Source organism: Rhizobium binae, assembly GCF_017357225.1.
In the GTDB taxonomy this organism is placed as follows: Bacteria; Pseudomonadota; Alphaproteobacteria; order Rhizobiales; family Rhizobiaceae; genus Rhizobium; species Rhizobium binae.
Genome location: NZ_CP071604.1, coordinates 1,968,329 through 1,990,050, shown reverse-complemented (window position 1 = coordinate 1,990,050; position 21,722 = coordinate 1,968,329). Strand labels below are relative to the sequence as shown.

Genomic DNA, 21,722 nt, shown 5'->3' with positions numbered 1-21,722 from the left:
CTTACTCCTCGATGCCGAGCTTTGCCTTGACGAGCGCCTGGACGGCTTGCGGATTGGCTTTGCCGCCGGTCGCCTTCATCACCTGGCCGACGAACCATGCGGCCATGGTCGGCTTCGCCTTGACCTTTTCCACCTGATCGGGATTGGCAGCGATGATCTCGTCGACGGCCTTCTCGATCGCTCCGGTATCCGTAACTTGCTTCATGCCGCGCGCTTCGACGATCTCGGCGGGATCGCCGCCTTCGGTCAGCACGATCTCGAAGAGGTCCTTGGCGATTTTGCCTGATATGGTCCCGGCCTTGATGAGGTCAATGATGGCGCCGAGCTGGGCCGGCGAGACCGGCGTCTGCTCGATATCCTTGCCGGTGCGGTTCAGCGCGCCGAGCAGGTCGTTGATCACCCAGTTTGCCGCCGTCTTGCCGTCGCGGCCCGCAGCCACGGCCTCGAAATAGTCGGCGATCGCCTTTTCGGAGACGAGTACGGAGGCGTCGTAGACCGACAGGCCGAGTTCGCGCACGAAGCGCTCCTTCTTGTCATCCGGCAGTTCCGGCAGATCGGCTGCCAGCGCCGTGACAAAGGCATCGTCGAACTCGAGCGGCAGCAGGTCCGGATCGGGGAAGTAACGATAGTCGTGCGCATCCTCCTTGGAGCGCATGGAGCGCGTCTCGCCCTTATTCGGATCGAAGAGGCGCGTCTCCTGCTCGATCGTGCCGCCATCCTCCAGGATTCCAATCTGGCGGCGGGCTTCATATTCGATCGCCTGGCCGATGAAGCGGATGGAGTTGACGTTCTTGATCTCGCAGCGGGTGCCGAAAGCCTCGCCCGGGCGGCGGACGGAGACATTGACGTCGGCGCGCATCGAGCCCTCGTCCATGTTGCCGTCGCAAGTGCCGAGATAACGCACGATCGAACGCAGCTTGGTCATATAGGCCTTGGCTTCGTCGGATGAACGCATGTCGGGCTTGGAGACGATTTCCATCAACGCCACGCCGGACCGGTTCAGATCGACATAGGACATGGTCGCATGCTGGTCGTGCATCGACTTGCCGGCATCCTGTTCCAGATGCAGGCGCTCGATGCCGATCTCGATGTCCTCGAACTGGCCCTGACGGTCCGGCCCGAGAGAAATGACGATCTTGCCCTCGCCGACGATCGGGTCCTTGAACTGCGAGATCTGATAGCCCTGCGGCAGGTCGGGATAGAAATAGTTCTTGCGGTCGAAGAGCGAACGCTTGTTGATCTGAGCCTTGAGGCCAAGCCCGGTGCGCACCGCCTGTTTCACGCATTCCTCGTTGATGACAGGCAGCATGCCGGGCATGGCGGCATCGACGAGCGACACGTTCGAATTCTGCGGCTTGCCGAATTCCGTCGAGGCGCCGGAGAAGAGCTTCGAATTCGACAGCACCTGGGCATGGACTTCCATGCCGACGATGACTTCCCAGTCGCCGGTGGCGCCGGGGATGAAGCGTTTCGGATCAGGCGTGCGGACGTCGACAAGGGTCATCTGATACTCTTTGCAGGCTGTTCTTTTCCACTGGTGAGGTAAAGGAAATGGCGTGCCGGTGCAAGGCTTTCGCCATGAGCGCAGTGCGGTTCGGCGGCCTTGGCGACATTTGGCATGAGTTAACCGGGTCACGATAGAGTTGCGGCATGACGATGACCGATATCACCAAATTGGCCGCATTGTTTCTGGCGCTGAACCTCTTGGCCTTTTGGGTCTATTTCCTGGACAAGCAGGCGGCGCGCCACGGCCGGTGGCGCATAAGCGAACGCACACTTCTGATGCTTGCGCTGGTCGGTGGCAGCATTGGCGCCGTGGCGGCACAGCAGTTGCTGCGGCACAAGACGCGAAAGGAACCGTTCCGTTCGGTCCTCATGGGAATCCTGGTTATGCACGGCGCTTTGACTGCGGTGCTAATCTTCGCGCCGCAATGGAGCCTGTACCTTCTCCAGAGCCTTTGAAACGTCAGAATTCCTCTCCGTATCCGCCGCCGTCGGAGACGAGCTGCTTCGTCAGCCCGACGGAGGGCACGTCGCGGTCGAGCTTCGGATTATAGGCGACCGAGAGCCAGTGGATGCTGTAGCCGTGTTTCCGGAAAAAGCCGATCGCCTCGCCGTTGCCGGAATGGGTCTGCATCGCTGCCTTGTCGAAGCCCTGTTCGGCGATCTCCTTTTCGATGCGCTCGAGAAGCGCCGAACCCAGCCCCTGGCCGGTGAAGACGGGGTCGATCCAGAAATCCGAGATGGTTTCATCCAGGCCCTCGCGCGCCGCCCAGCCGGCGACCTGGCCGTTCTGTTCGACGACGGTGATGGTCAGCCAGTCGTTTTCCACAAAGTTGCGAAAGGCGCTACGCGCTGCGTCGATCATCGCGTCCGATTCGCCGATCGACGCCATCGCCCTCTGCCAGGCCCTCAGCCCGATTTCACTCAACAGTTCCGCTTCCCCGTCGCGGGCATTGCGAATGTGGATCAAAGACACCTCCGCGTTACCCCTCAACTAGACCATTGAGTCGCGGATTTTACCAGTGCCCCCAAAGGATGACGGGTGGAAACCATGATTTTCGACGGGTTTTGAACGACAAAGGCGCTCTTGACCGCCTTTTGCGACCTCAATACAAAACCCTATCGAGGTGTTTATGTTGAACCTGTCTGAGACCCGGTAAAGGCCCTGCCCGCAAGTTTCTTGTGCGCATGGGCCTGAAAAAACGAAGCCCTGATGTTCGATCGAGCGTCAGACCGTTTTTGTGCGCCCTGCCGGGCGCGATACCGGATCTAAATACATGGACATTTCTCGCACGGAGCAGCGCATCCTGCATCTTATGGCCCAAGGCGGCCGCATCGAAATCACCCGCGACGACGACAGGAAGATCGAGGCAGTCAGTTGCTTCACCCGCGACGGCTGGCTCTATCCCGGCGTCGACCTCGATCTCTTCCGCAGGCTGAAGCGGCTGAAGGCGATTAAATCGTCAGGCGGCCAGCCCTACCGGATAACCGAAAGAGGGTTAAAGTTGGTCAGATCACAGCTGAACAATAGATAATCGGCAATCAACCTGATCGCGCCTCAAATCGGCGAGGTCAGGGGTTCAGCCTCAGGGCTTCTGAGACAATACCGCTCGCATCGCCGCCCATTCGTCGGCCATCGTGCCCGTGCCGCGCGTCTTGCCGGCGCGGCGATACCAGTAATCGGCATTCCAGTCGTCGCCCTCGATGCGATGGCAAAGAGCATGGCCCCAGTCGAACGGCTGTTCCCCTTCGTGGCGCTGACAGATATCATGAACTGCCTGCCAATCCGCGCCCATGACGAAACTACCAGTCGCAAGACGATCGATTGCCTCGATCAGTTGCGCAACATCATTGTTCGCCATAAAACCACCTCCTTGGTTCCAGCTATCGATGAGCCAGCCGCTTCTCCAGATGTACCTTTTCGAGCTCGACGCCCATGCTTCTGGAAAATTCACGGCCGCGCCAGACGATGGTGAAACCGCAGCGTTCGTAAAGCCGGATCGCGCCCTTGTTTTTGGCGTGCGTATCGAGCCGGGCGATCATCAACCCTTCCGCCGCCATCAGCGCGCACAGATGAAACAGAAGCGCCCGGCCGATGCCCCTGCCCTGATGATCGGGATGCACCCCCCATAGGTCGGACACATAATCCGGTTCGTTTTCGCGCGCGCCCCAACCGATGATCGCCTGGCCGAGTTCGGCAACGAAAATATCGCCGCTCGTCTCTCCCGGAAAGATGGTGAACTCGTGCTTTACTTTGGCAATCACATCGGGATCGAGATAGCTGTCCTCGAAGGCGTCGCTTGCAGCCCATGCGGCAAAGCCTACGGCGCCGACCGCTTCGTGATCGGCAGCCGTTATCTTTCGAATTGTTAGGTCCGTTACCACCACTTCGCCGGCGTGAACTTGCCGGCGGCCTGTTCGATGACGTAAGCGGTCTTGAAGAGGGTTTCCTCGTCGAACGCCTTGCCGATCAGCTGCAGGCCGAGCGGCAGGCCCTTCTGGTCGAGGCCGGCAGGCACGGCGATGCCCGGCAGGCCGGCCATGTTGACCGTCACCGTGAAGATGTCGTTCAGGTACATTTTCACCGGATCGGCGGCGAGGTTCTCGTCGGCGACGCCGAAGGCCGAGGATGGGGTGGCCGGGGTCAGGATGGCGTCGACGCCGGCGTCGAAGGCAAGCTCGAAATCGCGCTTGATCAGCGTGCGGACCTTTTGGGCGCGGATGTAATAGGCATCGTAATAGCCGGCCGACAGCACATAGGTGCCGATCATGATGCGGCGCTTGACTTCCTGGCCGAAGCCGGCGGCGCGCGTCTTCTCGTACATGTCGACGATATCCTTGCCGTCGACGCGCAGGCCGTAGCGCACGCCGTCGTACCGCGCCAGATTCGAGGATGCCTCGGCAGGAGCGACGATGTAATAGGCCGGAAGCGCATATTTGGTGTGCGGCAGCGAAATATCGACGATCTCGGCGCCGGCATCCTTCAGCCAGGCAATGCCCTGGCGCCACAGGGTCTCGATCTCCTCAGGCATGCCGTCGACGCGATATTCGTTCGGGATGCCGATCTTCATGCCCTTCAGCGACTGGCCGAGCACGGCCTCGTAATCCGGCACGGGCAGATCCACCGAGGTCGTGTCCTTGGCGTCGACGCTTGCCATCGACTTCAAGAGGATCGCGGCATCGCGCACGTCGCGGGCGATCGGACCGGCCTGATCGAGCGAGGAGGCGAAAGCGACGGTGCCCCAGCGCGAGCAGCGGCCATAGGTCGGCTTGATGCCGACGGTACCGGTGAAGGCGGCGGGCTGGCGGATCGAGCCGCCGGTATCGGTCGCGGTGGCGCCGGCGCAAAGATGCGCGGCGACGGCCGCGGCCGAGCCGCCGGAGGAGCCGCCCGGAACGAGCTGCTGGTTGGAGCCCTCAGCTCGCCAGGGATTGATCACCGGGCCGTAATAGGAGGTCTCGTTGGACGAGCCCATGGCGAATTCGTCCATGTTCAGCTTGCCGAGCATGACGGCGCCGTCGTCCCAAAGGTTCTGCGTGACCGTCGATTCATATCGCGGCTCGAACCCGTCGAGGATATGGCTGCAGGCCTGGGTGTGGACACCGACGGTGGCGAAGAGATCCTTGATGCCGAGCGGAATGCCTTCCAGCTCGCCCGCCGCGCCGGCGGCGATCCGCTCGTCCGATTTCCTGGCCATGACGCGGGCAAGGTCCGGCGTGACCTTCACATAGGCGTTCAGCCGCTCATTGGCCGCATCGATCGCCGCGATATAAGCGTCGGTGAGTTCGATTGCGGTGATCTCCTTGGCGCGCAGTTTCCGGCGGGCTTCGGCAATGGTCAGGCTGGTGAGTTCGCTCATCGTGTTTTCGCTTCAGATCTTTAAATTGGCAACAGGGTCGGAAAGAGGCTTTCGACGCCCTATTCGACGACTTTCGGCACCAGGAAGAAATTATGGTCGGTGACCGGCGCGTTGGCGACGATATCGGCGGCCTTGTTGCCATCGCTCACCACATCGGCCCGCTTCTTCATCGCCATCGGGGTGACCGACGTCATCGCCTCGACGCCGTCGACATTGACTTCGGAGAGCTGCTCGACGAAGCCCAGGATGCCGTTCAGCTCGCCGACCATACGATTTGCCTCGTCCTCGGAGACGGCAATACGGGCAAGTTTGGCGACGCGCTTCACGGTGGCAAGATCGACGGACATGGCATTCTCCGGATAGGATTTTTCCTACTCGCTATAAAGGCCATGTCCGCCCGGTGCAACGGGGTTTCGTCAGATCGACAGGCTCTCGGCAGGCTTCAGCGCCTTCACCCGCGTCTTCGATCCCTCCATGCCGTCAATGAACTTATCGGCAGTCTGATCGATGATCGGGAAGGTGCCGAAATGGCAGGGGATGGCGGTCTTGAAGCTGAAGTAACGCTGGCAGGCGAGTGCCGCCACCGCGCCGCCCATGGTGAAGCGGTCGCCAACCGGCACGAAACCGATATCGGGCTGGTGCAGTTCGTTGATCAGCCCCATGTCGGAGAAGATGTCGGTGTCGCCCATGGCGAAGATTGAGGCTTCGTCGTCGAAATGCAGCATCAGGCCGTTGGCGTTGCCGAGCGCGTGCGAGACGCCGTCTTCGGTGATCTGGGCAGAGGAATGCAGCGCATTGGTGAAGGTCGCCGAGAAGCCGCCGAAGGTGACCGTGCCGCCGGTATTTCCCATTTCGATCCTGTCAACGCCCTTGGAACCCAGCCAGGCGGCGAGATCGGCATTGGCGAGAACGACGGCGCCGGTTTCCTTGGCGAGGGCGATCGTATCTCCGACATGGTCGCCATGACCGTGCGTCAGCAGGATATGGGTGATGCCTGAAGAAACATCCTTGATGTCCTGGCCGGCAAAGGAAGCATTATGATTGAGGAACGGGTCGAGCAGGATCTTCGCTTTGCCGGTTTCGATGCGAAAGGCGGAATGGCCAAGCCAGGTGATCTTCATGAAATCTCTCCTAACGTGATGCAAAATCTGATTTCGATGGTAAGGACATATCTCATGCGCCGGCGAAGGGAAGCGGCGGCGGCTTCAATTTCTTTTGACAGGATGAAACGGTAATGACGGTGCTGACGATCGAGGATATGGCCCGGATTCTTGCCCCCGGGCAGGCGATCGCCGGCCTTGATCTCGGCACCAAGACGATCGGGCTTTCGATGTCCGATCTCGGACGGCGTTTCGCTACGCCGCGGCCGGTAATCCGCCGTGTCAAATTCACCATCGATGCGCAGGCGCTGCTGGATTTCGCGGCAACGGAAAAGGTCGCGGGTTTCGTGATCGGCCTGCCGATGAACATGGACGGGTCGGCAGGCCCACGCGTGCAGGCGACGCGCGCCTTCGTGCGCAACATGGAGCAGAAGACGGCGCTGCCCTTCGTCTATTGGGATGAGCGGCTTTCGACCGTCGCAGCCGAACGGACGCTGCTCGAAATGGACGTCTCGCGGGCCAAACGCGCCGAACGTATCGATTCGGCAGCGGCCAGCTTCATCCTTCAGGGCGCGCTCGACAGGCTTTCCTTGCTGGCAAGGTCTGATGGAGATGAATTCAGCGCCTGACGCGCCTGCCACCAAGCCATGATCGGCTTACGCCTTCTGAAGCCAAGGATGGCGAAGACGACGAGACTGTCGACGGCGATCGCCCGAGCAACGAGCGGCGGGATAGCCTCCGGCGGCATGCCGAGCGCCTCGCCGTAGATCTGGAACGTCAAGTCATGGACCTGGCGCGTCAGCATCAGGAAGCCAAAATTGATGTCGTAATAGGAGAGCCAGTACCATCCGCCCAGAAAGACGATGGGGCCGGCCCAGAAGATCAGAAACCACTTCATGCGGTCTCTCCTCTCTGCTTGCGCACGACGGGCAGATCGAGCGAGACCACCCAGCTCGACAATGCCATGGTGCAGAGCACCAGCGTCGGAACTGCGATATCCAGCGCCAGGACTGCGAAGAACATTATTGCCGTCATCAGGAACACGGCCTTGGCGATCTTGCTTCCCATGGACAAACTCGGGACTCTCACTCGTACCATCTCTGCTGATGACACAGTGTCGGCTTAACACGCCCCACGCAATGTAAACCATTCGTTAAGGTTAACGCCGGACCCGCCTCCTGTGGATAACGCGAACCTCAGCCATAGACGCCGCGTACGAGACGCTTCAGCGCTAGCGCCGCCTTCTCCCAATCCTTTGACGTCTTCAGCGAAAGGCCGGCGCACTGGCCGCCGGCCGCCCCGGCAAGCACCAGGTGTTGGATACTTGCGATGACGACCGCGTTGACGGCGGTGGCATCCACGCCCTTCGGCGGTGCCAGCGAACCGCGCATGCGATCCAACCAGAGGGCGAGAGCCTTTGAGCGTGCTTCAGAAAGCCGCCTCACCTGCTCGGTATTTTCCGAGACCTCCCAGGCGAGGATGCGGCGCATGAGCGGGTCATTTTTCAAGGCGTCGAGCAGAAGCAGCGCCAGCCGCTCCATCAAATCACCGTAGGTGAGCAGGAACATCCCGCCGGCATCTTCCGGAATACGATCCCTCACCCATGTGCCGAGATCGGCGCCGATCGCCTCGACCAGACCGTCAAGGCCGCCATAATAGCGATAGATCAACTGCTTGTCGCAACCGGCGCGGCGGGCGACCGCATTGATGCCGAAATTCTGGAAGCCTTCCTCCGCCAGCAGGCTCTTGGCAGCGGCAAGGATGGCGCGCTCGGTGGCGCCGCGGTCGCGCACGCGTCGTTCAGGCTCGCCACCGGCTCCGGGCGAACTATCAAGATTTATCGCTTCATTCAGCATGACCGACCCTTCCCCGCTGTCACCAATCGGTGAGTAGCGGGGAGGTTTCTTCCAATCAATCCTATCCCCTTGGGAAGATTGTGGATATTTCGTTCGGCACGAATAATTCCGCTTCGAATGGGTGCGGGAGGCGGCCAAATGCCTTCAGAAATATCGCCCCGGCAGTTGATCGCGATGGACGAACCCGTCATAGCTGCATTATGAACAAAGCTAATATTCTCCGCTAAGGCCCTGCAATGGTGAACTATATCGAAGCCTCTTCCGCGCCGCCGAAAAACACCGGCGCCATCCGGCTTTACGACACGCAAGCATTCGACGGCATGCGCAAGGCATGCCAGCTGACCGCCCGCTGCCTCGATGCGCTGGCCGATATCGTCAAGCCGGGCCTGCTGACCGACGAGATCGATCGGTTCGTCTTCGATTTCGGCATGGATCACGGCGCCTATCCGGCGACGCTGAACTATCGCGGCTACACCAAGTCGACCTGCACCTCGATCAATCATGTGGTCTGCCACGGCATTCCCAACGACAAGCCGTTGCGCGAAGGCGATATCGTCAATATCGACGTCACCTTCGTGCTCGATGGCTGGCATGGCGATTCCAGCCGAATGTATCCTGTCGGCACGGTCAAGCGCGCCGCCGAGCGACTGCTCGAAGTGACCTATGAATCACTGATGCGCGGCATTGCCGCGGTCAGGCCCGGCGCCCGCACCGGCGCGATCGGCGAGGCGATCCAGACCTATGCGGAGGCCGAGCGCTGCTCGGTGGTGCGCGATTTCTGCGGCCACGGCGTCGGCCGGCTGTTCCACGATTCGCCGAATATCCTGCATTACGGCCGCGCCAACGAGGGGCCGGAACTGCGCGAGGGCATGATCTTCACCATCGAGCCGATGATCAATCTCGGCCGGCCGCATGTGAAGGTGCTGGCCGACGGCTGGACCGCGGTGACCCGCGACCGCTCGCTTTCGGCGCAATACGAACATACGGTCGGCGTCACCGCCGACGGCTGCGAAATCTTCACGCTGTCACCTGCCGGGCTCGACCGGCCCGGACTGCCGTCGCTTGCCAGGTGATGATCCGATGGCGAAGAGGCCTGCTGCGACATCTCCCGACGACGAGCTGCCTTTCGCGACTGAAGAGCCTGTTGCCGACGAGCGTTCGTTCTTCGGCGGCCGGCCGCAAAACCCGACCGTGCCGAATGGCCGGACCGCCCTGCCCGCCTCGCTCTCCGGACCGGAGCATTACCACGGTCATCGCGAGCGGCTGCGTGAGCGCTTTCGCGAACAGGGCGACACGGCGCTTGCCGACTACGAAATCCTCGAACTTCTGCTTTTCCGCCTGATCCCGCGGCGCGACACCAAACCGATCGCCAAGGCGCTGATCGAACGCTTCGGCTCGCTTTCAGGCGTTTTTGGCGCGCCGGCGGCGCTGCTAACCGAGGTAAAGGGGGTCGGCGAGAATGTAGCCCTCGACCTGAAGCTGATCTCGACCGTGGCCCACCGGACGCTGAAAAGCGAGATCAGAAGCAAGCAGGTGCTCTCCTCCTGGTCCTCGGTCATTCAATACTGCCACGCGGCCATGGCGCACGAGACCCGCGAACAATTTCGCATTCTCTTCCTCGACAAGCGCAATGTTCTGATCGCCGACGAGGTGCAGGGCCGCGGCACGGTCGACCATACGCCGGTCTATCCGCGCGAAGTGGTCAAGCGCGCGCTCGAGCTTTCGGCAACGGCGATCATCCTCGTCCACAACCACCCGTCGGGCGACCCGACGCCCTCACGCGCCGACATCGACATGACAAAGGTGATCATAGAGGCGGCCAAGGCGCTCGACATCACCGTCCACGACCACATCATCATCGGCAAGGACGGCCATGTCAGCCTCAAGGGGCTGAGGCTGATCTGAAAAGCAAGGCTGGAGTTGACAGCAGTCGGTGGCGCGCGATTGTATGAAATCTGCGCCGCCACTCATCGAATAATGCCCGCTGGGAATACCGAGAAGACGAAGCTCATGACGATCCGCAGCGGAATCACTGATCGATCGACCCGGCTCTGCCGCAACGTGCTCTGCCTCGACGACTTCGAAGTCAAGGCGCGGCGACATCTGCCGAAGCCACTGTTCGGTTACATCGCCGGCGCGACCGAGACCAATGCGTCGCTGCGGCATAACGCGGAGGCCTTCCAGGCCTACGCCTTCCGGCCGCGTGTGCTTCGGGACGTTTCGACGCGTAGCACCGAGACGAGCCTCTTCGGCAAAACGTATTCCGTCCCGTTCGGCATCGCGCCGATGGGAATCAGTGCGCTGATGGCCTATCGGGGGGACATCGTGCTCGCGCAAGGCGCGGATCAATCGCGAATCCCGATGATCATCAGCGGCTCGTCACTCATCGCCCTGGAAGAGATCGCTGCGGCCTCGCCACAAGCATGGTTTCAGGCCTATTTGCCCGGCGAACCCGACCGTATCGATGCTCTCATCGATCGCGTCGCGGCGGCCGGCATCGACACGCTTCTGCTGACCGTGGACACGGCCACGCTGCCCAACCGCGAAAACAATGTCAGGGCTGGGTTTTCGACGCCTTTGCGCCCCGGTCTGCGCTTGGCATGGCAGGGCATCTCGCACCCCCGCTGGACCACCGGTACATTTCTGCGCACGCTCGCCCGGCACGGCATTCCGCATTTTGAAAATTCCTATGCCACACGAGGCGCGCCGATCATTTCCTCGAACGTCACGCGCGACTTCGGCAAGCGTGACCATCTCAACTGGAGCCATTTGGAGCGGATACGTGAGCGGTGGTCCGGCAAGCTCGTCGTCAAGGGAATCATGCATCCTGAAGACGCGGCACGGGCTGCCGATACCGGCGCGGATGGAGTGATCGTCTCCAATCATGGCGGCCGCCAGCTCGACGGCACCGCATCTCCCCTTCAGGTTCTTCCGGAGATTGCGGCACGTGTCGGAGACAGCATTGCCGTCATGGTCGATGGCGGCGTCAGGCGTGGAACCGACATTATGAAAGCCCTCGCCCTCGGCGCCTGTTTCGTCTTCGTGGGCAGGCCGTTCCTTTATGCTGCGGCCGTCGCGGGCCTACCGGGCGTGCTCAAGGCGGCGGATATCCTGAAGACGGAACTGCATAGCAATATGGCGTTGCTCGGCGTGACCGAGGTGGGTGACATTTCGGCGGACTACATCACCCGCGCATGAAAAGCCGTCGCGCGCTGACATCGATTTGACGAAGGTGATCATCGACGCGGCGAAAGCACTTGCTATCATCGCCCACGACGACGTCAAGAGCGGCCATGTCGGCCGGAAGGCTGACGCTGATTAAACACAGGTCCCGCTGAATCGGCGGTCGTAAAACAATCTGTAACATTGACCGGCTACCGATGAGAGGCGACATTTTTGTCGCAAATGATTCCATTCCAATCCGAGGCTTGATGATGTTTCAGTACGATCTCGTTGTGGTGGGTAGCGGTCCTGCGGGGCGCCGCGGCGCGATCCAGGCCGCCAAACTCGGCAAGAAAGTGCTTGTCATCGAGCAGGGTAAACGCGTCGGCGGCGTATCCGTCCATACCGGCACCATTCCCTCGAAGACGTTGCGCGAGACGGCGCTCAATCTTTCCGGCTGGCGCGAACGCGGTTTTTATGGGCGATCCTATCGTGTCAAGCAGGAAATCAGCGCCGAAGACCTGCGCCGTCGCCTGCTGATTACGCTCAACCATGAAGTGGAAGTGCTCGAGCATCAGTTCGCCCGCAATCGTGTGCACCACATGCGCGGCAGGGCGAGCTTCGTCGATGCGTCGACGCTGCAGGTGATCAAGGATGATGGCGAGATTACCCAGGTCAGCGCCGCCAGCGTGCTGCTCGCTGTCGGCACCAAGCCGTTTCGCCCCGATTACATGCCCTTCGACGGCAAGACGGTCCTCGACAGCGACGAACTGCTCGACATCGAAGAGCTGCCGCGCTCGATGATCGTCATTGGCGCCGGCGTCATCGGCATAGAATACGCGACGATCTTCAGCGCGCTCGACACCGCCGTCACCGTCATCGACCCGAAGGCGACGATGCTCGACTTCATCGACAAGGAAATCGTCGAGGACTTCACCTATCAGCTGCGCGACCGCAACATGAAGCTGCTGCTCGGTCAGAAGGCCGACAAAGTCGAGACGCTCGACAACGGCAAGGTCGAGCTGACGCTCGACAGCGGCCGGCGTCTGACCACCGACATGGTGCTCTTCGCCGCCGGCCGCATGGGGGCGACCGACACGCTGAACCTTCCGGCGATCGGACTGGAGGCGGACAGCCGGGGCCGCCTGAAAGTCAATCCCGAGACGTTCCAGACATCGGTTGCGAACGTCTATGCCGCCGGCGACGTCGTCGGCTTTCCGAGCCTTGCCTCGACCTCGATGGAGCAGGGCCGCATCGCCGCGCGCGTGGCGATCGGGGCCGTCGCGAAGGAGCCGCAGAAATATTTTCCCTACGGCATTTATGCCGTGCCGGAGATTTCGACCTGCGGCCTGACCGAAGAGGAAATGAAGGAACGTGGTATTGCCTATGAATGCGGTATTGCCCGCTTTCGCGAGACCTCGCGCGGCCACATCATGGGCCTCGATACCGGGCTGCTGAAACTGATCTTCTCACTGAAGACGCGCCGCCTGCTCGGCGTGCATATCGTCGGCGAAGGCGCCACCGAGCTGGTGCATATCGGCCAGGCGGTGCTCAATCTCAAAGGCACGGTCGAATATTTCGTCGAAAACACCTTCAACTATCCGACGCTCGCCGAAGCCTACAAGATCGCCGGCCTCGACGCCTGGAACCGGATGGGCGACATCAAGTCGGAATTGTAGGCGCACGGCAACAGAGCAGCCATCTCAATCCCGTCATCCGAAGGGAGCCGCAGACATTGCGCATCATTTCGCTGAACGCATGGGGTGGCAGCCTGCATGAAGCCCTGATCGATTATGTCAGGGAGGCCGATGCTGATGTGCTCTGCCTGCAGGAGGTGCTGCGGGGGCCGGATCCTAGGTCCGGATGGTCGATCTATCGTGATGCGGGGCTGGAACTGCCGCAGCGCACCAATCTGTTTGCTGAGATCAGCGCCGCCCTGCCCGGCCATGACGGCTTCTTCTGCCCGACATCGAGAGGCACGCTCTTCGACGGCGATACCGCCATTGTCGCTGAATTCGGGCTGGCGACCTTCGTGCGGAAATCGCATTCCGTCATCGCCCAGGCGATGAATTTCGTGCACGGCAGTTTTTCCGCCGGCGGCTGGGGCGAACATCCCCGTCCGCGAAACGCGCATTGCATCCGTCTCTTCAGCCATGGGAACGCTTCCGCGATCACCATCGCCCATATGCATGGCCTGCGGGATCCTGCCGGCAAGGGCGATACGCCGGCGCGCACAGAGCAGGCATTGGCGCTCGTCGGACTCATCGAACGGGTCTGGCCCGGGGACGAAGGGCTCGTGGTCTGCGGAGATTTCAACGTGCTTCCCGACAGTGCGACCTTCAAGATCCTCGCCCGATTGGGCCTTTCCGATCTCGTCACCGGAAACGGTCTTGTCGACACGCGGACCTCCTACTATCTGAAGCAAGGCCGCTTTGCCGACTACATGCTGGTTACGCCGGAGGTGAAGGTTGCGAGGTTCGAGGTGGTCGAGGCGCCCGAGGTCTCCGACCACCGCGCATTGCTGCTCGATGTGGTGTAGTATATTGAAGAACGGCGCACCGACCAAACTTCTGCGCGCAGTGTTCGATTCTACGCCTTCGATAGATCGCATTGATACGCCTTGCCTGATTTGTGCCTTCAACGCCATTTTGCCTCCGGGCAGACGTTTCTAAAGAAAGATAGATACTCTTGTCCCATGCTTTGGAAGCCGCACGCAGACGTTTTCAGCTGATCCTGATCAAGCCATCGCATTACGACGATGACGGCTACGTCATCCGCTGGTGGCGGGCGATGATCCCTTCCAATTCGCTCGCGGCCCTCTACGGCATCGCCGCCGAATGCGCCGAGCGCCAGGTGCTTGGACCCGATACCGCGATCGACATCACCGTCATCGACGAGACCAATACGCGGATCGATTTCGCCCGGCTGCTCGCCCAGTTCAAGCGCCACGGCAATTTCGGCATGGTCGCGCTGGTCGGCGTCCAATCGAACCAATATCCGCGCGCGCTCGATATCGCCCGCCCCTTCCGCAATGCCGGCCTGCCGGTTTCGATGGGCGGCTTTCACGTGTCCGGCTGCCTGTCGATGCTCGACGGCCAGGCGGTCGGGCTCGACGCCTGCCGCGACTTGGGCATCTCGATGTTCGCCGGCGAGGCCGAGGGTCGGCTCGATATGGTGCTGCGCGACGCTGCAAGCGGCGAGCTGAAGCCGCTCTACAATTTCATGAACGACCTTCCCGGCATCGGCGGCACGCCGGTTCCCTTCCTGCCCAAGGACAATATCCAGCGCACACTCGGCCTCAGCACCAGCTTCGATGCCGGGCGCGGCTGTCCCTACCAGTGCTCGTTCTGCACCATTATCAACGTCCAAGGGCGAAAATCGCGATTCCGTTCGGCCGACGATGTCGAAAAGCTGGTGCGGATGAACTGGGCGCAGGGCATCCACAAATTCTTCATCACCGATGACAATTTCGCCCGCAACAAGGATTGGGAAGCGATCTTCGACCGGCTGATAGAGCTCAGGGAACGGGACGGCATTCCGCTCGGCCTGATGATCCAGGTCGACACGCTCTGCCACAAGATCCCGAACTTTATCGAAAAATCCCGGCGCGCCGGCGTCACCCGCGTCTTCATCGGCCTCGAAAACGTCAATCCGGACAATCTGACCGCCGCCAAGAAGAACCAGAACAAGATCACCGAATACCGCAAGATGCTGCTTGCCTGGAAGGCGCAGGGCATCATGACGCTTGCCGGTTATATCTTGGGCTTCCCGGCCGATACGCCGGAATCGATCCGCCGCGATATCGCGATCATTCAGGAAGAACTGCCGCTCGACGTGATCGAATTCTTCATCCTGACACCGCTGCCAGGTTCCGAGGACCATCAGGTCCTGTGGAAGAAGGGCGTCGAGATGGATGGCGATCTCAACATTTATGATGTCGAGCACGTCTGCACTGCGCACCCGAAGATGAGCAAGCAGGAGTGGGAAGACATCTACCACGAGGCATGGTCGCTCTATTATTCACCTGATCATATGAAGACGCTGCTGCGCCGGGCCGTGGCAACCGGGGTGCCGCTCGCAAGGCTCGTCAAGGTTCTCGTCTCCTTTGCAACCACTGTGCCGCTGGAGAACGTGCATCCGCTGCAAAGCGGCCTTCTGCGCCTGAAGACGCCATCCGAACGGCGTCCCGAGCTGCCGCGGGAAAATCCACTGCTCTTCTGGCCGCGCTTTGCCTGGGAAACTTTCAGCAAACATGCTTCTCTCGCCGGCACGATCATCGGCCTGACGATTTCAGCCTTCCTGATCTCGCGGGACGCCAAGTCGAAGACCTATATGGATCAGGCTCTGACGCCCGTGGCCGACGATGAGGAGGAGACCCTCAACCTGTTCACCAAGACATCGGGCGGAACCGCAGCCGTCAGCCATGTGAGAAAAGTCGCGCAACTGACACGGGGCGCGAATTGAGCTGCAATTCACGCAACCGCGGCTAGAGCCTTTGAACGGAAATGGTGGCCGCCACTACAGTCGAAGCCCGGCGCTCCGACGGTGATGGTCCTTTATGCGATTTGGATTATCTGGCTCGTCTCGGCCACTTGCAGCGTGTCGACGAATTCGACGATCTTGACCGGTTTACCATCGCTGAAATGAATCTTGTCGACGAATTCCGTATAAAAGCTGACGCCCGACGGAATGTGTCTGACCTCGCCTTCGCGATGGGCGAAGACCATATTTTCGTCCTCGTCCACATAGATCCTGGTTGTGTTGATATTGGATAGATCCCACACAGTGATGAGCTGCGCTATCACTTGGCGAAAATCGTGCCCGCCCAATTCAGTCGAAAAAGGCGACAGTCGTGTATTTCCGGCCATCCGGAAGGTACAATCATCGCCGATCAGCGCCAGCGTGGCCTCGACATCGCCGCGATCGCGCACGGCATAGATTTCCTCCACCAGTTTCTTCATATCGTGTTTTGCAGTCATTTTCAGGTTCCTCCCACCACCAGCAAATCTGCATCCAATTATACTCTATTTCAACTATTTGTTGTTGCGGATGAACCAGGAAGTGCCGGATAGTCGAAAAAGAAGGGCCCCGCGCGATGACGGGGCCTTCCAAACGTCTGAACCTGGATGCGATTATTCGGCGCTCTCGTCAGCGGCCTTCTTCTTCGGAGCAGCCTTTTTCTTCGGAGCGGCGGCTTCCTCGCCTTCGCCAGCCTCAGCGGCTTCGGTCTTGGCGGCAGCCTTCTTCTTCGGAGCGGCCTTCTTGGTTTCGGCCTTGGCTTCACCTTCCTCCTCGGCGAGCAGCTCTTCCTTCGTTACCTTCTTGTCGGTGACGTCGATTTCGGTCAGCAGGTGATCGATGACCTTCTCTTCGAAGATCGGCGCGCGGATCGAAGCGGCGGCACCCGGCTGGCTGCGGAAGAATTCAAGGATCTGCTTTTCCTGGCCGGGATACTGGCGCAGCTGATCGTAGATGGCGCGCTGCATCTCGTCTTCGGTCACTTCGACGCCGGCCTTTTCGCCGATTTCGGAGAGAACGAGACCGAGCCGGACGCGACGCTCTGCAAGCGTCTTGTATTCCTCACGGGCCTTCTCTTCGGTCGTGTCTTCGTCCTCGAAGGTCTTGCCGGACTGGGCGAGGTCGTTGTTCACCTGGCTCCAGATGCCGTTGTATTCGGCGTCGACGAGCGAAGCCGGGGTCTCGAACTTGTACATTTCGTCGAGCTGGTCGAGGATCTGACGCTTCAGCTTCTGGCGGGTCAGCGAGCCGTATTGCGATTCGATCTGGCCGCGGACGATCTCCTTCAGGCGATCGGCGGATTCGATGCCGAGCTTGGAGGCGAGTTCGTCGTTGATCTCAACAGCGCCGGGGGCCGCGACATCCTTGACCGTAATATCGAAGGTCGCTTCCTTGCCGGCGAGGTTCTTGGCCGGGTAGTCGGCCGGGAAGGTGACGGTGATGGTCTTCTCTTCGCCGGCCTTGACGCCGACGAGCTGGTCTTCGAAGCCAGGGATGAAGCGGCCGGAACCGATCACCAGCTCGGCGCCCTGGTCGGTGCCGCCTTCGAAGGCTTCACCGTCGACCTTGCCGACATAATCCATAGTGACGCGATCGCCGTTTGCGGCCTTGCCGGTCTTGCTCTCGTAGGAACGGGCGCTTTCGGCAACCTTCAGGACCTGCTCGTTGACTTCGTCATCCGAGATGTCGATGACTTCGCGCGTGACCTTGATGCCCTTGACCGACTTCAGTTCGATCGGCGGCAGCACTTCATAGGAAAGCGTGAATTCGAAATCCTGCTGGGCGGAGAGGATCTTGTCGGCTTCGTCCTTGTCTTCCGTCATGGCGATTTCCGGCTGCGTGGCCGACTTTTCGCCGCGGCTGGACAGGATGGCGGTCGGCTGTTCGCGGACGATCTCGTTGACGAGCTCGGCCATGATCGACTTGCCATAGACCTTCTTCAGGTGAGCTGCGGGAACCTTGCCCGGACGGAAGCCGTTGATGCGAATCTTGTCCTTCACATCGGCAAGACGCTCATTCATCTTGTCTTCCATGTCCTTGGCCGGGATAACGACCTTGATTTCGCGCTTCAGCCCTTCAGCGAGCGTTTCGATAACCTGCATGTCTTCCTACCTTCATGTCGTGGCGGCCGTGCCCAGACGCCGTTCGTTTCCTTGAGCACGACGCCGGCTGCGTGCCGCGCGTGGCTTTTCCCAATTCCTGTATCATTCCGCCAAAAGGGGAACGGCACTCACTTCCGAGTATTCGGAACAACCTTCGGTCACTCGGGGACAACCAAGTTCTTAGTCTCCCCCTGCAAACAGCCTGGTGCGGGTAGAGAGACTTGAACTCCCACGCCTTGCGGCACCAGAACCTAAATCTGGCGTGTCTACCAATTTCACCATACCCGCGTCCACAGAACCGCATGCCTATGCCTGCGCATGAGGCCTTCCGGAGCGCGGCGTCTCTATATCACCCGATTTGGTCGAGGCAAAGGAAAAATGAACGGCGAATGACAGGGGATTTGCGGCCTGAAAGCGCCCCTGCCCCGAAGGCTTGCGGGATCAGTAAAGCGGTTCGTCGTAAACCGGCTTGCCATCGACGAGCAGGCTGCGGATCTGCGCGCTTCCATCCGGCGAGACGCGCACCGCGATAGCGACGTTACCATCATTGCGCGCTTCCTCGAGTGGTTTACCCTGACCTTCGGGGACGTAATAACGCTCGATGCCGTATTCAACGCGGATGCTGTCGCCCGCAGCCAGTCCGCCACTATAAAAGGGCTGGCTGCGCAGGATCACCGCCTCCGGCTGCGGCGGGAGCGTGTGGAAGGACGATTCGGTCACCGTCCAGAAACCGTCCCCCTGCTTCTTCAACCGGACCCACAGCGTGCGCTCGCCCGGCTCGGCCGGAATGCCGCCGGAAACCGTCTGCACCGGCACCGTGGAAATGTCGTAGTTCAGGACGACATAATCGCCGCGCAGGAAATCGCGCGGATCGACCGGGGCCGTCTTCAGCAGCACTTCGGCGCCATTGCTGAGAATCGACGCCCGGCTCTGAATGATCGTGCCCAGGATTATGGTCTGCAGGCCGGCGACGATGACCGCGGAAAGCAGGTAGCCCTTGCCGGACGGCAGCCTTGCGATCGATGAACTCATGCGCGCGCCTCCCGTGAAAAGCGCCGTTCCAGCCGAATGACAATCCAGGCGACAAGAGCGACCACAAGACCGGAAAACAGGAAAAGGCTCGACGTACCGAGGATCGAACCGACGGTGACGGAAGCGAGATAGAGCATCTCCGCGGCAAAAGTCGCATAGGCGAGATAACGCACGGCACCATTGTTCCTGCCATGCAGCGCGATCGCAAGCACGGCGGCGGCAAGTGTCGCCAGACCGAGCACCACCAGCCGCCATCCCTGCTCGATCTCGATATGCAGAAGCAGGAAGCCGATTGCGGCGACGAGGAAGCTGTAAAAAGCCGGAGCCGCGCCGGCACTCCTGACCAGGGGCGCGATACGGGGATGCGGCAACGCTGTCAGCACCAAGGCGGCCATGCCGCCGACAGCGAAGGCGAGCGCCACCGCCATCTCCTCATAAAGCGTGTAGAGCCATGCAAGCCAGCCGATCAGCAGCAAATAGGCAAGATGGCGAGCCCGCGCAGCGCCCGTGTAACGCACCAACGCGATGACGATCACCGCCATGACAGGTGCCATCCAGGGATCAAGCCCGATCCAATGCGCATGATGGTTCTCGAGATATACGGCGAAGGACGCCCAGGAGAGAAAGCCCGCAACGGCCACCACCGCGCCCGAACGGAACAGGATCGCCGAGATCGTGGCGATGGCAAACCAGAGATACATCACCGTCTGTTCGTCGCCGGAGAGATGATACATCTGCCCGACCAGCGAAATAGCGCCGCCGAAGCTCATCGCGCCGATGATCAACAACCCCCCTGCGGCGGCGGCCGCACCGCGGGCGAGCATCAGGGCGGCGGCAATATGCACCGCCCAGATCAGGGCGAGGATGGCGCCGACGCGGACAAGGCGCGGAATGGCTTCCCAATTGGAGGCGACGACCAGCAGAACGGCAGCAGCAAGCAGCACCGCCGCCAGCGCCATCAGCACCCGGCCGAGGCTGAAGCTGGCCGGGCGGCTGTCATATTCGGCAAGAAGCGCGCCGGCCGTTTCCTCTCCAAGCAGACCCTTGCCCACCCAGAGCGAGAGATCCCGCTCCAATCTGCCGCGATACATGCTTCCACCCCTCACTTCCGCGACGCTCGCTCCGGCGCTGCGGTTTCCATCATTTATAGGCGCAGCAGCCAGCTTCGCAAATGCCTCAGGGCTGAATATGCGAATTCCTCACTGGTCTAATTTGGATCTGATATTAACCGGCCGCTAACGTCGATTCTGCTAATATGAGTATATGAAGGAGAGGTATGCACTTCCCGCATACCCCTCATGTAAATACTGCACTGCAAAATATCGATTCGTCATACTATTTATCGGCATATCGAAGCACGGGGGTGGCACCCCGGCCCGGCACTGCCGGACGCCCGCGGATGGTTTGTCCGTGACGAGATTCGCAGCCGCGCACTCCTCCTCCCAAGCGCGCTGCGATGGATTGGCAACACTCCTCCTCCCAGTTGCCAGTCACTATAATGCGCCCGCCGGATCCTCCCCCGGCGGGCGTTTTATTTGATGACAGTATAATGCGCAAGTTCAACGTGTTAGCTCAGCCAAGGCTGAGGGCGCCGTGCCGCCAGAAAGCAGTGACCGCCGATTTTACTTCGCATCAACCGGTAGCCGCGCGGTTCTTGATCGCGCCGCTTTGCGGGCCTTCGCAATGACTGATGGTCTCCCGAGGCGTTGCCGGACGCCTACGCGGCGCGCAACTCTCCGCAGCCGGGGATATTGCCTCATCGCAACCCCTTCACCGCGTCAAGGGTCGGGTATTCGCTCAAGTCGCTTTGCCTATTCGTTGACCAGATTGCGGTAAGATTGTGTAAAGCATTGCATATCTCGCATAGGTGACTTGAAAACTTGGCTGTTTTCGTTCTTCGCACCGCAACATATATTCCGGTCATCAAATAGAAGTCAGCGCCGATGGGTGGCTGCTGGCAGATCAAACCCTCAGAAAGGGGCTTAACATGAACATCACTCGCTCTTTCAACAACTGGCGCAAGTATCGTCAAACGGTCTCCGAACTCGGCCGCATGACCAATCGCGAATTGCATGACCTCGGCATCGACCGTTCGGACATCCATCGCGTCGCCCGCGAAGCTTCTTCGCGTTAATTCAAAGGTTTCTGCTTCCTCCCAAGCAGATCCCTCCCAGATTAAAACGCCCGCTGCACCGCAGCGGGCGTTTTCGTTTGCGGCTATCGACGGTCGCCGCGGTTGCAGGATCTTACCGGTTCCCCAGCTCGCTCAAAAAATGTTCACCGCTTATTTCTCAAGCATCATATTGCACATTTGCATGGCAGACGCCTTTTAATTGCACTGCACAATGAGCGGGTTTTCGCCTATATAAACATCAACCGCAGAGAGACAGGCGTCCCGCCGTCCAGCGGACATTTGTTCGAGGAAGATGACAATGAACCCGATCCGCATTGCAAAAAGCTGGCTCAGCTACCGCCGTACACTCAACGAACTCGGCAGCCTGTCGAACCAGACCCTGTCCGACATCGGCGTCAGCCGCTATGACATCCGCAATATCGCATCCCGCTCGTTCCGCTAATAGCGGTAACCGG

At 60.4% G+C, this 21,722-nt stretch carries 25 protein-coding genes, 1 tRNA gene and 1 pseudogene; 12 read left to right on the top strand and 15 right to left on the bottom strand.

The features are described 5' to 3' along the window. Position 1: 1 nt before the first annotated feature. On the bottom strand, positions 2-1,504 hold the full coding sequence (gene gatB, locus J2J99_RS09660; RefSeq protein WP_064825192.1) for an Asp-tRNA(Asn)/Glu-tRNA(Gln) amidotransferase subunit GatB: 1,503 nt from the start codon (positions 1,502-1,504) through the stop codon (positions 2-4). Positions 1,505-1,650: 146 nt separating this feature from the next. Here gatB and J2J99_RS09655 point away from each other — a divergent pair, with 146 nt between their 5' ends. Next, positions 1,651-1,962, top strand: coding sequence for a DUF1294 domain-containing protein (locus J2J99_RS09655; RefSeq protein WP_168294839.1), 312 nt, complete (start codon positions 1,651-1,653; stop codon positions 1,960-1,962). Positions 1,963-1,966: 4 nt separating this feature from the next. Here the strand turns inward: J2J99_RS09655 and J2J99_RS09650 are convergent, their stop codons facing one another. Further along, positions 1,967-2,473: a GNAT family N-acetyltransferase gene (locus J2J99_RS09650; RefSeq protein ID WP_168294840.1), complete on the bottom strand. Its 507-nt coding sequence runs from the start codon at positions 2,471-2,473 to the stop codon at positions 1,967-1,969. Positions 2,474-2,780: 307 nt separating this feature from the next. Between J2J99_RS09650 and J2J99_RS09645 the strand changes: the two genes are divergently transcribed. After that, positions 2,781-3,038: a YjhX family toxin gene (locus tag J2J99_RS09645; RefSeq protein ID WP_168294841.1), complete on the top strand. Its 258-nt coding sequence runs from the start codon at positions 2,781-2,783 to the stop codon at positions 3,036-3,038. Positions 3,039-3,089: 51 nt separating this feature from the next. Here J2J99_RS09645 and J2J99_RS09640 read toward each other — a convergent pair whose 3' ends face one another. From J2J99_RS09640 to J2J99_RS09620, 5 genes are all read right to left on the bottom strand, one after another. After that, positions 3,090-3,365, bottom strand: coding sequence for a hypothetical protein (locus J2J99_RS09640; RefSeq protein ID WP_168294842.1), 276 nt, complete (start codon positions 3,363-3,365; stop codon positions 3,090-3,092). Positions 3,366-3,387: 22 nt separating this feature from the next. After that, positions 3,388-3,891, bottom strand: coding sequence for a GNAT family N-acetyltransferase (locus tag J2J99_RS09635; protein WP_207600964.1), 504 nt, complete (start codon positions 3,889-3,891; stop codon positions 3,388-3,390). Further along, on the bottom strand, positions 3,882-5,363 hold the full coding sequence (gene gatA, locus J2J99_RS09630; RefSeq protein WP_168294843.1) for an Asp-tRNA(Asn)/Glu-tRNA(Gln) amidotransferase subunit GatA: 1,482 nt from the start codon (positions 5,361-5,363) through the stop codon (positions 3,882-3,884). Before gatA ends, J2J99_RS09635 begins: the two co-directional genes overlap by 10 nt. Positions 5,364-5,422: 59 nt before the next feature. After that, complete coding sequence (gatC, locus tag J2J99_RS09625; RefSeq protein WP_168294844.1) at positions 5,423-5,710, bottom strand: Asp-tRNA(Asn)/Glu-tRNA(Gln) amidotransferase subunit GatC; 288 nt, start codon at positions 5,708-5,710, stop codon at positions 5,423-5,425. A 69-nt stretch (positions 5,711-5,779) separates the two neighbouring features. Then, the gene (locus tag J2J99_RS09620) at positions 5,780-6,484 is read right to left on the bottom strand and encodes a metal-dependent hydrolase (RefSeq protein ID WP_168294845.1); all 705 of its coding nucleotides are present in this window, start codon (positions 6,482-6,484) and stop codon (positions 5,780-5,782) included. A 113-nt stretch (positions 6,485-6,597) separates the two neighbouring features. On the opposite strand from J2J99_RS09620, the gene ruvX reads away from it, so the two are divergent. Continuing rightward, complete coding sequence (gene ruvX / locus J2J99_RS09615; RefSeq protein WP_168294846.1) at positions 6,598-7,092, top strand: Holliday junction resolvase RuvX; 495 nt, start codon at positions 6,598-6,600, stop codon at positions 7,090-7,092. On the opposite strand, the gene J2J99_RS09610 is transcribed toward ruvX, so the two are convergent. The 3 genes from J2J99_RS09610 to J2J99_RS09600 form a co-directional block, all read right to left on the bottom strand. Continuing rightward, on the bottom strand, positions 7,029-7,361 hold the full coding sequence (locus J2J99_RS09610; RefSeq protein WP_168294847.1) for a DUF6105 family protein: 333 nt from the start codon (positions 7,359-7,361) through the stop codon (positions 7,029-7,031). The two genes, ruvX and J2J99_RS09610, sit on opposite strands and share 64 nt — an antisense overlap. Next, positions 7,358-7,531, bottom strand: coding sequence for a hypothetical protein (locus J2J99_RS09605; RefSeq protein ID WP_168294848.1), 174 nt, complete (start codon positions 7,529-7,531; stop codon positions 7,358-7,360). The genes J2J99_RS09610 and J2J99_RS09605 overlap by 4 nt, the downstream gene beginning before the upstream one ends. Positions 7,532-7,659: 128 nt before the next feature. Next, a complete protein-coding gene (locus J2J99_RS09600; RefSeq protein WP_168294849.1) occupies positions 7,660-8,319 on the bottom strand; it encodes a TetR/AcrR family transcriptional regulator in 660 nt (219 codons plus the stop codon). A 236-nt stretch (positions 8,320-8,555) separates the two neighbouring features. Here J2J99_RS09600 and map point away from each other — a divergent pair, with 236 nt between their 5' ends. From map to J2J99_RS09570, 7 genes and pseudogenes are all read left to right on the top strand, one after another. Beyond that, positions 8,556-9,392 (top strand): type I methionyl aminopeptidase, encoded by an 837-nt coding sequence (gene map, locus J2J99_RS09595; protein WP_004673840.1) that lies wholly within the window; start codon positions 8,556-8,558, stop codon positions 9,390-9,392. 7 nt (positions 9,393-9,399) lie between these two features. Beyond that, complete coding sequence (radC, locus tag J2J99_RS09590) at positions 9,400-10,224, top strand: RadC family protein (RefSeq protein ID WP_168294850.1); 825 nt, start codon at positions 9,400-9,402, stop codon at positions 10,222-10,224. Between the two features lie 105 nt (positions 10,225-10,329). Beyond that, positions 10,330-11,517 carry an alpha-hydroxy acid oxidase gene (locus J2J99_RS09585; RefSeq protein ID WP_168294851.1) on the top strand — a complete coding sequence of 396 codons (1,188 nt, stop codon included), beginning with the start codon at positions 10,330-10,332 and terminating at the stop codon, positions 11,515-11,517. A 4-nt stretch (positions 11,518-11,521) separates the two neighbouring features. Continuing rightward, a pseudogene (locus J2J99_RS34685) lies at positions 11,522-11,641 on the top strand (RadC family protein); the annotation flags it as partial. A gap of 112 nt (positions 11,642-11,753) precedes the next feature. Then, positions 11,754-13,160, top strand: a complete 1,407-nt coding sequence (sthA, locus tag J2J99_RS09580; protein WP_168294958.1) for a Si-specific NAD(P)(+) transhydrogenase — start codon at positions 11,754-11,756, stop codon at positions 13,158-13,160. Positions 13,161-13,216: 56 nt separating this feature from the next. Further along, positions 13,217-14,020: an endonuclease/exonuclease/phosphatase family protein gene (locus tag J2J99_RS09575; RefSeq protein WP_168294852.1), complete on the top strand. Its 804-nt coding sequence runs from the start codon at positions 13,217-13,219 to the stop codon at positions 14,018-14,020. Between the two features lie 149 nt (positions 14,021-14,169). Next, positions 14,170-15,945 (top strand): B12-binding domain-containing radical SAM protein, encoded by a 1,776-nt coding sequence (locus tag J2J99_RS09570; RefSeq protein ID WP_168294853.1) that lies wholly within the window; start codon positions 14,170-14,172, stop codon positions 15,943-15,945. Positions 15,946-16,037: 92 nt separating this feature from the next. Here J2J99_RS09570 and J2J99_RS09565 read toward each other — a convergent pair whose 3' ends face one another. From J2J99_RS09565 to J2J99_RS09545, 5 genes are all read right to left on the bottom strand, one after another. After that, entirely contained in the window at positions 16,038-16,460 is a 423-nt protein-coding gene (locus J2J99_RS09565) for a nuclear transport factor 2 family protein (RefSeq protein WP_168294854.1), read from the bottom strand. Between the two features lie 153 nt (positions 16,461-16,613). Continuing rightward, a complete protein-coding gene (tig, locus tag J2J99_RS09560) occupies positions 16,614-18,101 on the bottom strand; it encodes a trigger factor (RefSeq protein WP_168294855.1) in 1,488 nt (495 codons plus the stop codon). Between the two features lie 203 nt (positions 18,102-18,304). Further along, positions 18,305-18,389: transfer RNA gene (locus tag J2J99_RS09555), tRNA-Leu, on the bottom strand. A gap of 153 nt (positions 18,390-18,542) precedes the next feature. After that, positions 18,543-19,133: a GDYXXLXY domain-containing protein gene (locus J2J99_RS09550; protein ID WP_168294856.1), complete on the bottom strand. Its 591-nt coding sequence runs from the start codon at positions 19,131-19,133 to the stop codon at positions 18,543-18,545. Then, positions 19,130-20,224 (bottom strand): DUF2157 domain-containing protein, encoded by a 1,095-nt coding sequence (locus J2J99_RS09545; RefSeq protein WP_168294857.1) that lies wholly within the window; start codon positions 20,222-20,224, stop codon positions 19,130-19,132. Before J2J99_RS09545 ends, J2J99_RS09550 begins: the two co-directional genes overlap by 4 nt. 896 nt (positions 20,225-21,120) lie before the next feature. On the opposite strand from J2J99_RS09545, the gene J2J99_RS09540 reads away from it, so the two are divergent. Together J2J99_RS09540 and J2J99_RS09535 are read left to right on the top strand one after the other, a co-directional pair. Beyond that, positions 21,121-21,267, top strand: coding sequence for a DUF1127 domain-containing protein (locus J2J99_RS09540; RefSeq protein WP_168294858.1), 147 nt, complete (start codon positions 21,121-21,123; stop codon positions 21,265-21,267). Positions 21,268-21,565: 298 nt separating this feature from the next. After that, entirely contained in the window at positions 21,566-21,709 is a 144-nt protein-coding gene (locus J2J99_RS09535; protein ID WP_004678841.1) for a DUF1127 domain-containing protein, read from the top strand. The last annotated feature ends 13 nt before the right edge of the window (positions 21,710-21,722 follow it).